Source organism: Acetobacterium wieringae (assembly GCF_023700225.1).
In the GTDB taxonomy this organism is placed as follows: Bacteria; Bacillota; Clostridia; order Eubacteriales; family Eubacteriaceae; genus Acetobacterium; species Acetobacterium wieringae.
Genome location: NZ_CP097897.1, coordinates 2930616 through 2945465, shown reverse-complemented (window position 1 = coordinate 2945465; position 14850 = coordinate 2930616). Strand labels below are relative to the sequence as shown.

Sequence of the window (14850 nt, the reverse complement as noted above, 5' to 3'; positions counted from 1 at the left end):
CGGAGTACTTAACTCCTGTCAAACAAAAATACGGAGGAATGCAAATGTTAAATGAAAATGAACTAAAAACCTATACCCAACTGATGAAAACCCGGTTTATGGAAGATCCGGGGGTGATCTTTCAGGTCAATGGTCTTGATCGGGCCGACCTGTTGATTGAAGCCCAGTTTGCAGGGCAGATTCAGGCTTTCATGGTAGAAAATGCCGTCCAGGTACTGCCTGATGGCCAGGGGCTGCTGATTGGTTACGCAACCCGGGAATGGCCCGAAGAACGGCTGACCCAGGTGATGCAGCAATCCGCCCAACAACTGCTGGCGGTCGTGAATTCGGAGGAATTGCAGCTGCTTTCCGATCGGGCGGTCTGTCAGGCCCAGATCATCCCGTCGAATTGGCATCTCGCCTATGGTGCCACAGACGTTTATCATCTGCTGGTCATCGCCACGGACAAGTCCGCACGAGGCAGCGGGGCCTTCAGAAAACTGCTGACACCAGTGCTAAAAAAATGTGCGGCCAATCAGGAACCGATGGTACTGGAGACCTTCAATCCTGACAACCTGCCGATTTATGAACACTTTGGATTTCAGTTGATGGAATCGCATCGATCAGATGATATCGGCCTGACCTGTTACTGCATGATGCGTTCAGCGGAAAACTAAAACGAGCCCGGCGTAAGGCCAGAACAAAAACCCGATTTTGAAGGCATTGCAAACGATCCCGTATTTTGATATGATAGACTATACATTTTTGCGCCGAGTCAGTTGTTAAGGCCATCATAGCGGGATTTACCGTATTTCCGACAGAGGACATGCTGACACAAAACAGATCAACCAGGAAGACTGGGGTTGCGAGAAGAAAATAAGCAACCATTAACATCAACAAGAAAAGAGGCTGGTTATAAATGATTAGCAGAATCATTTCGATCAATCAGATTGAAACCCTGAAGAAATGGCTTCAAACAGAAGAAATAAAAAACCAGACAAAGCGGTCGATGGCCGTGTTCGTACAGATATTTTCAGCCCGGAGTGAGCCCCAATGGCTGACAGAAATCGAAGCGGCGATTCGGGTTGTTGCACCGCTGGCGGTAATTGTCGGGAGCTCGACCATGGGGGAAATTAGCGAGGGGCGGTTACTCACCAACACCTCTGTCATTTCCTTTGTTTTTTTTGAAAAGACTGGTGTGCAGGGTTTTTTAGTTGACACTAAAAACCAGGATGAAGCCCTTGTGGGAAAAAACTTATCGGAAAAAATTGAAAGCCAATGTCAGAAGATTGCCGGGGTTTTGCTGCTGGCTACCTCGTCGTCAATGGATGCTTCTCATTTTCTCAAAGGTTTTTCTGCGGGCAGAAGGGGAACCTATCCGGTTTTTGGGGCCGGTGCCGGCGTTTACGAAGGCGAGCAGAAACCCATCGTCACCTTGAATCAGCAATTCTCGTCAAGCGGGGTCGTTGCAGTGGTTTTTACGGGTGATGACATTGATATTGTGGTGCATACTTATTTAGGATGGGAACCTCTGAGTAAAGAACTGACACTGACCGAGACGGATGGCTTGTGGTTAAAAACAATTGATAATCAGCCAGCTTTTGAGGTGTACCATCGGTATCTGAACATTGAAGATGATGAAAACTTCTTTTTGAATGTGCTGGAGTTTCCCCTGCTGGTCGAAAGAAATGGAGTTGTCTACGCCAAAACGCCGAATGAAGTCAAGGATCATCACGACATAAAATTTATTGCCGATATCAAACAGGGCGAATCGGCCCGGATTGGCTATGGGAATCCGGCATTGATCATTAAAAATGCCAGAGATATTCAGGATCGGGTGCAGGCCTTTAATCCGGAAGGGATTTTTATCTATTCCTGTACCTGTCGTCGCTTTCTGCTTCAGAATGAGGTGGAGCTGGAAACCAAAGCATTTCAAACCATTGCCCCGTCAGCCGGTTTTTATACCCATGGCGAGATTGTCTCCCACGAAGAAACAGTGATGTTGCTTAATGCCACCATGGTGACGGTGAGTATGAAAGAAGCGACGGGCAAACCGTCTGAAGCGGCGCTTGAAACAGGGCCAGCGGAACCACGAAACGGCCAACCCTGTAACCGCCGGGATAATCGGATGATTGCCCGACTGGTCAATTTTTTCAGCGGGGGCAACGCTGGCGCAGTCCGCAAAGCGGCTGAAAATGGGGGTGAAAAGCTGAGCGCTGAAACCATGGTCGATCCTTTTAACCGCCAGAACAATCGCATTATTTCCCAACTCGTTAATTTTATTAAGGTGGTCACAGCGGAATTGGAGCAGGCCAACCAGGAGGCCAGACTGCTGGCTGAGCGGGATTATCTCACCCAGGTCTACAATCGATTGAAAGGCCATGAATTGTTGCAACGTGAAATAGCCCGGTGCAATCGCTATGGTCAGGAATGTGCCATTATGATGATAGATGTCGATTTCTTTAAAAATGTCAACGATACCTACGGCCATAATATTGGCGATGCGGTTCTGATTCAGCTGGTAAAAATACTGACCCGGGAAATCAGAACCGTTGATGTGTTGAGTCGTTGGGGCGGCGAGGAATTTCTGCTTATTATGCCGCAAATTGATGCACAAGGGGCAACATATGTGGCGGAACGGTTACGGACTGTTGTCGAAAAGACCTTGTTTACCCAGGGACTCAGACAGACCGCCAGTTTTGGCGTAACCACCTATAAACCGGGCGAGTCGCCGGAAGCTTTTATTGACCGGGCTGATAAAGCCCTTTACGAAGCAAAACAACAGGGCCGAAACTGTGTCGTGTCAAAGTGAGGGCTGCCGTAAAAACAGCCGGCGGTGCACAACGAGGTAGGGTATTGTGCACGCTCCGGCCTGATAAAAAAGCGCTGCCGATTGCGCTGTCGCTTGCCTGGCTTTCGGTTAAGCGACGGGGTTATTTCGGGCGTATTCCCGGCCGTAGTTTGCCAGCTCGTCCATAACAATGCCGTTGTTCCATTCCCGGAAGCAGATGCCATTGGGGATCGACGGATAGAAACGGCCGCCAGGACAGTAGCTGTCAACCGCTCGACGCACTTCGGCCCGGATCTGCTCTTCTGTGATGTTTTCGACATCGATCTTGGGCCCGTCAATGCCGCCGACCATGGCCAGTTTGCCCTCGGTGATGGCCTGGATTTTGACGATATCGTTCTGGGCAATGACGCCCTGCCAGATGTCAACGCCTATCTCCACCAGATCGCTGACAATCGGTTCCAGAATACAGTCGGCATGATGCATATAGATCATTCCGCAGTCATGGATGGTGTCGGCGATTTCCTGCTGCAGCGGTTTGATAATTTCCCGCCAGACCCTCGGGGGTAGAAACAGATTCTGTTTGGTGCCCCAATCATCATGATAAAAAATGATATCCGGTTGGGTTTCTTCGGCCACTTTGCGGATATAGGCCATCTTATGATCGGCAATCACCCGAAGCAGGGCTTTCATTTCGTCGGGATACTCCAGATAAGCCATCAAGGCATCTTCCATCCCCAACAGAAAATGACTGCGTTCAAAAAGGCCGCCCGGGTAGAAGAAGCAGGCCAGTTTTTCATTTCGGTCGATTTGGGCGGCTGCTGCCCGGGCCGTGCTCCAGTCCAGATCCGAAAGTGAGGGGACAGTCAGTTGTTCTTCCCATTTTTCAATATCCGTAATGACCACATTATCCCGGGTGATATGGGGATGGGGGCCTGGTGCACCCGGCAGGAAAACCCGTACGGTGCCCCAGGAATCCCGATATTCCTTACCATCCTGAGGGAGCAGGGCATCCCGAACAAAGAAAGGATCAGGAATAAACTCGACCGCTGCCATCAAATCGCCGTAGTAATCGGGTTGTTGGCCACGATACACGGCCATCACGTTTTCTCTTGGATTCATCAAAAAATTCTCCTCGCATCATTAGTAATCAGTAAACGATTGCAGCGCTACTGTGGTTATGTTTTGCTCCGGTGCAAACGTCACTGGCGTTTGCACAAACATTAAACATGTTTAAAATATACCACGGATGATTTGTAAAATCCAGCATTTTCTGAAAAAATAAAAGATACCCCTTCGGGTATCTTAAAAATCAGGATTCGTTTGTAAAAAGGCTTAGCGCAGAGTATTGCTTACCGATGCCATCAGTGCTTCAAAAAGATCCGGTTCCCAGGCGCTGCGGCCGATGAAGAGGCCATCGACATTGTCAAGCTGGGCGTATTCACTGGCGTTGTTAATATTAACGCTGCCACCGTATAAAAGCGGCACATCGTTTCCGGCGGGGCCATACAAGGAAAGCAGCACGGAGCGCAAAAAGTCGTGGATCTCGTTGACATAGGGCGTTTCGGCGGGAATCCCGTTGACGCCAATGGCCCAGATCGGCTCGTAGGCAATCCAGAATGTGCCGATCTGATCGGCAGAAATGTCCTTCAGGGCCACCTTCAGCTGTTTGGCCAACATTTCCCGAGAAATGCCATAGTTGCGGTCACTCATTTTTTCGCCAATGCAGATCAGTGGCAGTAGCTGGTGTTTGAGGGCGGCCAGGGCTTTCAGGTTGACGGTTTCGTCGGTTTCATTAAAATACTGGCGTCGCTCGCAGTGGCCCAGCTCGACAAGATCCAGGCCGATTTCGGCCAGCATCACAGGCGAAATTTCACCGGTGAACTGACCGGCATCCTCATAGTGCATATTTTGAGCCCCCAGTTTGAGGGTGCTTTTGTTTAAATCAAGCAGTTCCTTTAACTTCCACAGGTGGGTGTGTGGGGGAATGATAAAAAACTCAAACTGCGGGTATTTGGTAATAATTTCGGAAACGGCTAGGGTATAGTCGGTGGCCTCAGCCAGAGTTTTATTCATTTTCCAGTTGGTTCCCAGTAAAAACTTTTTCATGGTCGGCCTACTTCAGATAGGTTTTTTCCAGAGCCCGCATTTTTTCAACTTTTTTGGTTGAACCGCCGCCCTGGAATTCGCTTTTTAACCAGGCTTCGGCGATCATTTTGGCCAGTTCCACGCCGATTACCCGGGCACCCATGGTTAATACATTGGCATCGTTGCTTTTAGCCAGCCGCTCGGCTGAAAAGACATCATGACAGGTGCCGGCAAAAACCCCGGGAACCTTGTTGGCCATCATGGCTACCCCCAAACCGGTGCCACAGAAAATAAAGCCCCGGTCATATTCTTTGTTTTTGATGGTTTCGGCCAGGTTAAAGGCAATTTCCGGATAATCACAATCGTGAGTTGCAGAATAGGCTAAATCGGTGACATCGTAACCAGCCTTTTTCAGGTAGTTAAAAATCTCATTTTTAAAATCAATGGCAGCGTCGTCACAATCAACAGCAATTTTCATGATGAACCTCCTCGGTTTTGTTTTTGAAAAAGATATTTTACATTATGTAAAAATGTCTTTCCCTTAAGGTAATTCGTTTTTGGATACGTTATCATTATTGCACAGAGTTTTGGGTTTGTAAAGTATAGAATCATTTGCGCGAAATAGAAATTAAGTAAAAGTGAATGGAAAATATGACAGAATGTCGGCCCATGAAAAGACAGGGAGGTTTTGATGGAAAAGACCCAGCGGATTATCATAAAAAATAAAAATGGCTTGCATACCCGGGTGGCGGCGATGGTTGCCCGGCAGTCCCAGAAGTTTGAAAAGATCTGGGACTGCCAGCTCTATTTGCGGCGGATTAATTCTCAGGAGGGGGTGCCCTGCAACAGTGTGTTGCCACTGGTTTCCCTGAAAGTTAAAAATGGCGAGATGGTGGAAGTGTATAGCAGTGACAGTGGCAGTGAGGAGGCGGTGTTCCGGCTGGCGTCGTTTCTGGGCCAGACGCCCGAGCTGGAAATACCGGAAACCGAAGCCATTGACAGCATCCTCCAGGAAAATACCCTGGCCAGTGAAAAGATTTTTGAAAGCATCAATAACGGTCTGATCGCCATGGACAGCAATGGCATCATCAATATTTTCAACCGGGCAGCCGAGGAAATCACCGGCATCAAGGCCAAGGATATTATCGGAAAAAAGGGTGATGAATGGGTGCCCAACTTTAATCTCAACGACCTGCTCCATTCCAAGTGTGAAAATCTCGGCTTGAAACACAAGATCGGCAACAAGTGGGTCATTACCAACAAGAGTCCCATCATTGTTGATGAAGAGGTGGTTGGCGGGGTGGTGGTGTTTCAGGATATTTCCCAGCTTGAGGAGCTGTCCTGGGAACTCCACAGTGTCAAAGAATTAAAAGAAAAATTCAATAACATTCTTGAAACCGTCGACGATGGCATCTGCATGATTAACCGCTGTCGGGAAATTACTTATGTGAACCACCCCTTTGTCAAAATGTTCAAGAAGGAAGGGACCCGGGTTCTAACCAGAAAGATTCAGGAACTCTTTCCCAAAGAAAAATTCGGCGATCCGTTTTTTGCCGGAAAAGAGGAGATCATTCTTTCCACCACCGACGGCCGGGAGTTTATCATGCATGCCCGTCCGATTATGATTGATGCCAAATTCAGAGGCAATGTGGTGGTCGCCCGGGAGTTGACCGAAATTGCCAAGCTGGCCGACCGGATTGAACTGCTGTCTCAGAAAACCCAGTATCTTCAGGAAGAACTGGCCAAAAAAGAGGGCCTCAATCAATCCTTCGATAACATCATTGGCAAGAGTGGCGCCCTGATTGAGAGCCTGACAGTGGCCTCAAAGGCCGCCCGGACCGATGCGGCGGTGCTGATCCGGGGCGAAAGCGGCACTGGTAAAGAACTGGTGGCCCGGGCCATTCACCGGGCTGGCGCCCGGAGTGACAAGCCCTTTGTGGGGATGAATTGCGCCGCCATCCCCTCCAATTTACTGGAAAGCGAATTGTTCGGCTATGAAAAGGGGGCCTTTACCGGCGCTTATAAAGAAAAACGGGGCAAGTTTGAAATTGCCAGCGGCGGTACGATCTTTCTTGATGAAATCGGTGATATGGACAAGGCCATGCAGGCCAAGCTGCTGCGGGTGCTCCAGGAGCAGGAAATCGAACGCATTGGTGGGGTTAAGCCGATCAGAATCGATGTCCGGGTGATTGCCGCCACCAACAGCCCCCTGGAAGCGATGATGCAGGAAGGCAGCTTCAGACGGGATCTCTATTATCGCCTCAATGTCATTACCGTAATGCTGCCGCCGCTAAGGCAACGGAAGGGCGACATTCCCCTGCTGGTGGAATATTTTACCGAGAAAATCAGCAAAAAATATGATCTGCCCAAATGCGCCATCAGAAAAGATGCCCTGACCGCCCTGGAAAACTATCACTTCCCGGGAAATGTTCGGGAACTGGAAAATCTGATTGAAGGGGGTATGACCCTGTCAAATAACGAGTGGATCACCATTGCGGATTTGCCCGCCTATCTGTGTGATCAGGGAAGTGACCTAAACTGTCGGGAGAAGACGTTTTCATCGGATGGGGATGATCTCCCCACCTTTGCGGAAATGGAACGGTGGTTGATCGAACAGGCCCTGAAAAAACATGGCAGTTTCCGCAAAGCCGGTCAGGCACTGGGTTTGGATCATAAAACAATTTCTAAAAAAGCGGATAAATATCAACTCAAATAGAATTGGCACGTTATTTGCTATTACTAGCTTTCAGAATACCTGATAACACGATTCACCGTGGCATTAAAACAGAGAGCTGATAGATAATTCTGGTTACAAAGAGAAATTTGCCACGTGACAATGGAATGGGTAAATAAGCGAAAGGAGGAAGAAAGATGACAGGCGTAATTATTGTGTCCCATAGCGAAAAGCTGGCCGAAGGGCTGCGTGATATTGTGATGGAAATGAATGACGGCAGCGTCGATGTCATCGCAGCTGGTGGCGCTGACGGTGGTCGGATTGGCACCAATACATTAAAAATCAAAGCGGCGATTGAATCACTTACCAAATGTGATCATATTCTTATTTTTGTCGATTTGGGCAGTGCCGTTTTGTGTAGCGAAACGGCCATCGAAATGCTGGATGATGCGATCCAGGAAAAGGTTCATATTGTTGATGCCCCGTTGGTTGAAGGGGTTATTGGCGGGGTGGTTCAGGCAACCATCTGCAATGATCTGGAACAGATCATTGCAACCGCGAAAGAAGGGGCGACCCTCAGAAAAGTGTGTTAAAAAAAACAAAAAATGGGTAAATAATACCCGGGCGGGCAGAAAATCCCCGGAGTCCGGCAATGAAATAGTGTCAAATGGCTAGGTAACGAGTATTTATTTTGGCATGGTTCTTGCTTTTAAGAAAACGTATACAAATTATTTTTTCAGGAGGATGAAATGAAACGATTAATCAATGATCCCTATGATGTAGTAGAAGAAATGCTGGCCGGTTACGTAACGGCCCACAAAGATCATGTGGTTTTGGATCAGGCATCAGAAGCCCAGGGCCGAGTGGTCGTCAGCAAAAGCGCCAAGCAAAAAGATAAGGTTGGCGTGATCATCGGTGGTGGCTCCGGTCATGAACCGTTGTTTTTGGGGTATGTGGGCAAAGGCTTTGCTGATGCGGCGGTTATTGGTAACATTAATACCTCTCCATCGCCTGATCCTTGCTATGCATCGGTTAGAGCGGTGGATACCGGAAAGGGTTGCATCTATCTTTACGGGAACTATGCCGGTGATGTCATGAACTTTGATATGGGTGCTGAAAAAGCCGACGAAGAAGACGGCATCCGGGTCGAAACCGTATTGATTACTGATGATGTTATTTCTTCAGAGAACATTGAAGATCGTCGGGGGATTGCCGGAGATTTCTTTGTCTTTAAAGTAGCTGGAGCCAAGGCGGAAATGGGCGGTGATTTAGATGAAGTGGTCGCTGTTGCTAAAAAGTGCAACGATGTTACCCGCACGATGGGTGTGGCGATGTCCTCAGCCACCCTGCCATCTAAAGGCGGCCCGATTTTTGAAATGGAAGACGGTGACATGGAAATCGGCATGGGTATCCATGGTGAACCTGGGGTTCGTCGGGGCAAAATTGAACCAGCGGACAAGGTCATTGACCAAATTATGGCACCAATTCTGGCGGATCTCCCTTATACAGCTGGCGATGAAGTATACGTCCTGGTCAATAGCCTCGGCGCCACGCCGCTGATGGATCTTCATATCTGCTTCCGTCGGGTTGCCGAGATCCTGGCAGAAAAGGGTATTACCATCTACAAATCCCTGATCGGTTCCTATGCTTCCTCGATGGATATGGCTGGCATGTCGGTCACCCTTGTCAAGCTGGACGACGAGATCAAAGAATTATTGGATTATCCCTGCGATACTCCTTATTTTAAACAGTTTTAAGCCCGAATCCCAGAAAAATAAACGATCAAAATCTATTCTTAAATAACAATTTCTTAATAACATAACCCTAAATCTTAATAACAAACCAAATGGGCGGTCAGAAGACTGCCCATTAATCCATTGTCAGGAGAAAGAATATGAGCGATTATATCTTAAATAAAGACTATTTTATTGCAGTCATTGAAGACCTTATTGAAATGGCAGAAGAAAAAAAGGAATACTTCATTCAATTGGATTCCGCCATCGGCGACGGCGATCACGGCATGAATTTAAGCATTGGTTTTCGTGAAGTCAGTAAAAATCTGGAAGAATGGAAATCAGAAGATATCAACACCATCTTTAAAAATGCCGGGACAGCCTTGCTGGACAAGGTTGGCGGAGCCGCTGGTCCATTGTATGGGGGCTTTTTTATGAAGTTTGGTCTACCGGTCAAGGGCAAAGATGAGGTGACCTTCGATGAATTCATTGAGATGATGGAGTCTGGTGTGGCCATCATCGAAAAGCGTGGCAAAGCAGTGGTGGGTGATGCAACCATGGTCGATACCCTGCGTCCGGCGGTTGATGCCATGAAAAAAGCCTATCACGATGACGGGTGCTCCCCCAAAGAAGCGATGAAAATAGCCATGGAAGTTGGGGCTCAGGGATCCGACTCAACAGTGCCACTGGTTGCCAAAAAAGGTCGGGCCATGCGTTTAGGTGAACGGGCCATCGGTCATCGGGATCCGGGATCAGCCTCCAGTGCGGCGATGTTGGAAGTTTTCTATAAACACATGCCATAATCCTTACAGCTGCTTCGTGTAAATATAGCAAATCGACCTTGACAATATCGCGGAATAAGCATAAAATAAAAGATAGTAAACCATTACAAAAGAATACCAACAGGGCAAGAGTTTAAGAGATGTCCGTATGATACTGTGGTGCGTCACGCCGGAATGTCCGGCTGTGCCCCAGTATGATGCGGACTTTTTTCACGTTTGAAATAAGTACCGGAAAAAACCGGGACAATCGCCGGAGGGCGGCAAAAGCCCAAGGAGCAAAAAAAGCGATCAGGCAACGGGGCGTGGAACATCGGGAAGTGAGTACTGAGAAAGGAATGCCTGTGGAAACAAAAAATACAAACAAGCCATTTAAAAGCAAACCGGTGATCCCCTCGGTTCATCAGCGCAAAGAACTGCTTTATGCCATGGCAGAAACCGGGGCGGATTGGATCATGCTTAAATTGGGCGATGTCAACACCCTGCCACAACTGGTGGGGCATATTCATCGTTTTGGGAAAAAGGTGATGGTTCACCAGGATTCGATTAAAGGAATTGCCCGGGATAAAATGGGTATCCAGTATATGGCAAACTGCGGTGTTGACTGCGTCATTACAATGAAGGCACCCTGTGTGAAATATATCAAAGAGGCCGGTATGTTTGCCGCTTTCGGATTTTTTGTCATTGATTCCGATGCCTGCCGTAGTGGTTTAGCGAATATCAAAGAACAACAGCCGGATGTGGTTATTCTGATGCCGGGAACCATCCCCCGGCAGCTTGTCCGGGAGATAAAAAGTGAAGCCACAACACCCATCATCCTGGGCGGTTTAATGACAACCGCCGAACAAATCGCCGGAGCCATGGCCATTGGCGTGGCAGCCGTCGCTACCAGCAATCCGGATTTATGGAATCTGGAAACCTGAGGCTTTCTATTGGTATCAAAAATTTATATAAATGGAGGAAAATTCATGAAGAACGTAATGATTTTTGGCGATTCAAACACCTGGGGATGGGACCCATCCAATGATCTGGTTGACGTGATTAAACGCTGGCCGGATGAGGTTCGCTGGGCTGGTGTCCTGCAGCAGGAACTGGGCAGTGATTACAAGGTGATTCCCGAAGGATTAAATGGCCGAACCACTGTCTGGGATGATCCGATTGAAGAATACCGCTGTGGCAAGCAGCATATTATTCCCTTGCTGGACAGTCATGCACCACTGGATCTGGTGATTATTATGATCGGTACCAATGATTTAAAATGCCGTTATACCGTGACGGCTCAGGATATTGCCAATGGTGCCAGTCTGATTCTCGATAAAACTTTGGCCCAGGTCGGCGCTTTTGGCCCCGATGGCCCCAAGGTTCTCTTTATTGCGCCACCGCCTCTGGGTCCCATTGAAGATGGCATCTTTAGCGTGATGTTTGCCGGAAACCGGGAAAAATCAATCGAGATGGCCAAGTTTTATCAGGGTGTAGCGGAAAGCCGGGGCGTACCTTTCTTTGATGCCGCCACGGTGGCCAAGGTCAGTGCGATCGACGGTCTTCATCTCGGCGCCGATGGTCATGCCGCCCTCGGCAAAGCAGTTGCCGCCGAAGTTAAAAAGATCCTGGGGTAAAGAAAAATGGCGGCAGCGATGCCGCCATTCGGGATTAAACCATGATGTTATAGGGGAAAGGAGGCTGCTATGGAAAACAAACTGGCCCTGATAAACGGGATTGGGGTGACCATGGATGCGAATCAGCCGTCGTGCCAGGGCATTTATATAAAGGATGGCGTCATCGAGAAAATCGGGTCGACCCCGGTCATAAAAAATCTGGCAGCAGGTGAAGGCGCGCAGATTATCGATCTGGGTGGCAAAACCTTTATACCGGGGCTTCACGACTGCCACGTGCATATGATGAGCACCGGTTTGTCAGCGATTGGGATTAACCTCTATCATTGCCGGTCGGTTAAAGAGGTACTGGAAACCCTGGTAAAGGAAAAAACCGGTGATCCCGGCGAATGGATTTTTGGCTATGGATTGGATGAATCCCGGCTGGTCGAAAAAAGGCCGCCCACTGCTGCCGAGCTGGATAGCTGTTTTAAAGAGCGACCAGTATATCTGGTGGATCGGGGTCTGCACTATACCCAGGTCAATACCATCGCCATGGAATTGATGGCCATTGGTGAAGCCGAAGACGGACTCGGTCGGGATGCCGCCGGAAATTTATCAGGTCGGCTGCACAGTCAGGCCAACAGCCATGCCCGGAAGTATTTTTTTGACAAGATGAGCTGGGCCCAGCGGGAAACGGCCATCCGCCATACGGCGCAAATCGCCGTGGCCATGGGGGTGACCACCATTCATGCCATGGAAGGTGGCGATCTGTCTTCGGATTACGACATTCCGGTGTTTTTAAAGATCATCGACGAACTGCCCATTCATGTGGTGCTCCATTGGTGCAGCACTCGAGTGGCGGATGTTGTCGCCCAAAATCTTAAAATCATTGGCACCGATATTCTTCTGGATGGCTCAATTGGTTCCCGAACGGCAGCTTTTAAAGAAGCCTATTGTGATGATCCCACCTCGGTGGGCGAGCTTTTTTTCTCCGATGAATGGGTCACTAGCTACATCGAAGCCGCCCACCGGGCTGGATTGCAGACCGGCTTTCATGCCATCGGCCAGCGGGCCATCACGCAGGTATTGAATTGTCTGGAACAGGCTCTTGCTAAGTTTCCGATGCCGGATCACCGTTTCCGGATTGAACACTTCGGCTTTCCTGATGAATGCGACATAAAACGGGCGGTACCCCTGGGTGCCGTGATTTCCACCCAGCCAGCCTTTACCTATTTGCGGGGCGGCCCCGACAGTATTTATGAAGAACGGGTGGGGCCAAAACGCAATCGTCGGGCTTATCCCCTGCGGGAACTGCTGGATGCCGGTTTGGTGGTCAATGGCGGCTCCGATTCCAATGTCACCCCCATCAATCCGCTGTTGGGCATCCATGCGGCGGTCAACCCGCCCTATTCCGGGAACGCCATCAGTCCCGCCGAGGCGCTGCGACTCTTTACGATTGATGGCGCCTATACGGCCAAAGAAGAAAAAATCCGGGGCAGCTTGAGGGCTGGCAAAGCCGGGGATATTACGGTGCTCAATCAAAATCCACTGGCGGTCGCACCGGAAACGATTAAAGAGATTGACGTGGCGATGACGATTTTTAAGGGTAAGATCGTGTATCAAAAATAAAGATTGGAGAAAGACAATGAAATATATTTTAGGAATTGATGAAGGCACCACCGGCGTAAAGGTCATGATTTTTGACAAAGCGGTCAATATCATTTCGCAAGCTTACTCGGAATTCACCCAACACTTTCCCCAGTCTGGCTGGGTTGAACATGATGCCAATGAAATCTGGGCGGTTACCCTAAAAATGGTGGACGAAGCCCTGCAAAAGGGGAACATCAAACCTCAACAAATTGAAGCGATTGGGATTACCAACCAGCGGGAAACCACCGTGTTCTGGGAAAAAAGAACCGGACAGCCGGTTTGTCGGGCGATCGTCTGGCAGGATCGCCGCACCCTGGATATCTGCGAAGGCCTGGAAGCCAAAGACGGGGCTGGGATTGTCGATCGCACCGGGATGATCATTGTCCCCAATGATGCGGCCACCAAAATCCGCTGGCTGCTGGATCACGACCAAAAGGTCAGAACCGGCGTTGATAAGGGGGAACTGCTGTATGGCACTATCGATACCTGGCTGGTCTGGAAGCTGACCGGTGGCCAGGCTCACGTCACCGATTATTCTAATGCCTCCGTGACCCTGCTGCAAAACGCCCGAACCCTGGACTATGATGAGTGGATTTTAAAGGAACTGGCGATTCCCCGGGAAATTCTACCGGAGCTGCGAACATCCAGTGAGGTTTATGGCCTGACTGATCCGGAGGTTTTCTTTGGTGTTGCCGTGCCGGTGGCGGGAATCCTGGGCGATCAGCAGGCGGCGGCCTTTGGTCAGGGCTGTCTGGAAAAGGCAATGGCCAAAAACACCTACGGCACCGGTTCCTTCATGGTGATGAATACCGGTGATAAATATGTTCCCCCATCAGACGGCGTTTTCTCTCCGGTTTTGTGGAGTGCCAAGGGCCGAACCGATTACGGTCTGGAAGGAATGGCCGATGTTTCCGGGGCGGTCCTCCAATGGTTGCGGGACGGCCTGGGGATTATTGACGATGCCAAAGAGGCTGAGGAATTAGCCCGGCAGGTTGAGGACAGTATGGGGGTTTATTTCGTCCCGGCCTTTGTCGGTTTAGGGGCACCCTATTATGATTCCTATGCCCGAGGCACCATTATCGGGATCTCCCGGGGAACCACCAAACAGCACATTGCCCGGGCGGCTCTGGAGTCGATGGCCTTCCAGGTCAAGGATGCCTTTAATGTGATGGAAAAGAAGTCCGGCTTTAAACTGACCAGACTAAGAGCTGACGGCGGTGGTGCCAAAAGTGATTTTTTGCTGCAGTTTCAGGCAAATATTTTGGGGGTTCCAGTAGAGCGGCCGGTAATCACCGAAACTACCACCCTGGGAGCCGTCTACGCCGCCGGATTGGCAGTGGGCTACTGGGACAGCTTTGAAGAAATCGGCCAATTCTGGAAAATTGAAAAACGTTTTGAACCGCAAATCAATGATTCCAAACGTCAGGAATTATGCGGATTCTGGGATAAAGCCGTGAACCGGTCAGCCGGTTGGCTAAAATAATCCAGGGATGATTTCTGGCATTATCCTAAAAATTTTGATGTAAAGGACTAGCAATGCACAGTGATAAAGTGTATAATAGCC

At 49.3% G+C, this 14850-nt stretch carries 13 protein-coding genes; 10 read left to right on the top strand and 3 right to left on the bottom strand.

Annotated elements, in window-relative coordinates; all coding sequences use genetic code 11:
• Positions 1–44: 44 nt before the first annotated feature.
• Positions 45–656 (top strand): GNAT family N-acetyltransferase, encoded by a 612-nt coding sequence (locus CHL1_RS14420; protein WP_250933597.1) that lies wholly within the window; start codon positions 45–47, stop codon positions 654–656.
• A gap of 242 nt (positions 657–898) precedes the next feature.
• The gene (locus tag CHL1_RS14415; protein WP_250933596.1) at positions 899–2791 is read left to right on the top strand and encodes a sensor domain-containing diguanylate cyclase; all 1893 of its coding nucleotides are present in this window, start codon (positions 899–901) and stop codon (positions 2789–2791) included.
• 108 nt (positions 2792–2899) lie between these two features.
• Here the strand turns inward: CHL1_RS14415 and CHL1_RS14410 are convergent, their stop codons facing one another.
• From CHL1_RS14410 to CHL1_RS14400, 3 genes are all read right to left on the bottom strand, one after another.
• The gene (locus tag CHL1_RS14410) at positions 2900–3889 is read right to left on the bottom strand and encodes a uroporphyrinogen decarboxylase family protein (RefSeq protein WP_250933594.1); all 990 of its coding nucleotides are present in this window, start codon (positions 3887–3889) and stop codon (positions 2900–2902) included.
• Between the two features lie 213 nt (positions 3890–4102).
• Positions 4103–4876, bottom strand: coding sequence for a triose-phosphate isomerase (locus CHL1_RS14405; protein ID WP_250933592.1), 774 nt, complete (start codon positions 4874–4876; stop codon positions 4103–4105).
• A 7-nt stretch (positions 4877–4883) separates the two neighbouring features.
• On the bottom strand, positions 4884–5333 hold the full coding sequence (locus CHL1_RS14400) for an RpiB/LacA/LacB family sugar-phosphate isomerase (RefSeq protein ID WP_250933590.1): 450 nt from the start codon (positions 5331–5333) through the stop codon (positions 4884–4886).
• A 213-nt stretch (positions 5334–5546) separates the two neighbouring features.
• On the opposite strand from CHL1_RS14400, the gene CHL1_RS14395 reads away from it, so the two are divergent.
• The 8 genes from CHL1_RS14395 (at position 5547) to glpK (ending at position 14769) form a co-directional block, all read left to right on the top strand.
• Positions 5547–7571, top strand: coding sequence for a sigma 54-interacting transcriptional regulator (locus CHL1_RS14395; RefSeq protein ID WP_228879519.1), 2025 nt, complete (start codon positions 5547–5549; stop codon positions 7569–7571).
• A gap of 155 nt (positions 7572–7726) precedes the next feature.
• Positions 7727–8122: a dihydroxyacetone kinase phosphoryl donor subunit DhaM gene (gene dhaM, locus CHL1_RS14390; RefSeq protein WP_070372655.1), complete on the top strand. Its 396-nt coding sequence runs from the start codon at positions 7727–7729 to the stop codon at positions 8120–8122.
• 156 nt (positions 8123–8278) lie between these two features.
• The gene (locus tag CHL1_RS14385; protein ID WP_070372656.1) at positions 8279–9286 is read left to right on the top strand and encodes a dihydroxyacetone kinase subunit DhaK; all 1008 of its coding nucleotides are present in this window, start codon (positions 8279–8281) and stop codon (positions 9284–9286) included.
• Positions 9287–9423: 137 nt separating this feature from the next.
• Positions 9424–10065 carry a dihydroxyacetone kinase subunit DhaL gene (dhaL, locus tag CHL1_RS14380; RefSeq protein WP_148638498.1) on the top strand — a complete coding sequence of 214 codons (642 nt, stop codon included), beginning with the start codon at positions 9424–9426 and terminating at the stop codon, positions 10063–10065.
• A gap of 173 nt (positions 10066–10238) precedes the next feature.
• Positions 10239–10964 (top strand): glycerol-3-phosphate responsive antiterminator, encoded by a 726-nt coding sequence (locus CHL1_RS14375; RefSeq protein ID WP_250933588.1) that lies wholly within the window; start codon positions 10239–10241, stop codon positions 10962–10964.
• A 45-nt stretch (positions 10965–11009) separates the two neighbouring features.
• Entirely contained in the window at positions 11010–11657 is a 648-nt protein-coding gene (locus CHL1_RS14370; RefSeq protein WP_250933586.1) for an SGNH/GDSL hydrolase family protein, read from the top strand.
• 69 nt (positions 11658–11726) lie between these two features.
• Complete coding sequence (locus tag CHL1_RS14365) at positions 11727–13265, top strand: amidohydrolase (RefSeq protein ID WP_250933584.1); 1539 nt, start codon at positions 11727–11729, stop codon at positions 13263–13265.
• 16 nt (positions 13266–13281) lie between these two features.
• A complete protein-coding gene (glpK, locus tag CHL1_RS14360) occupies positions 13282–14769 on the top strand; it encodes a glycerol kinase GlpK (protein ID WP_250933582.1) in 1488 nt (495 codons plus the stop codon).
• Positions 14770–14850 lie beyond the last annotated feature (81 nt).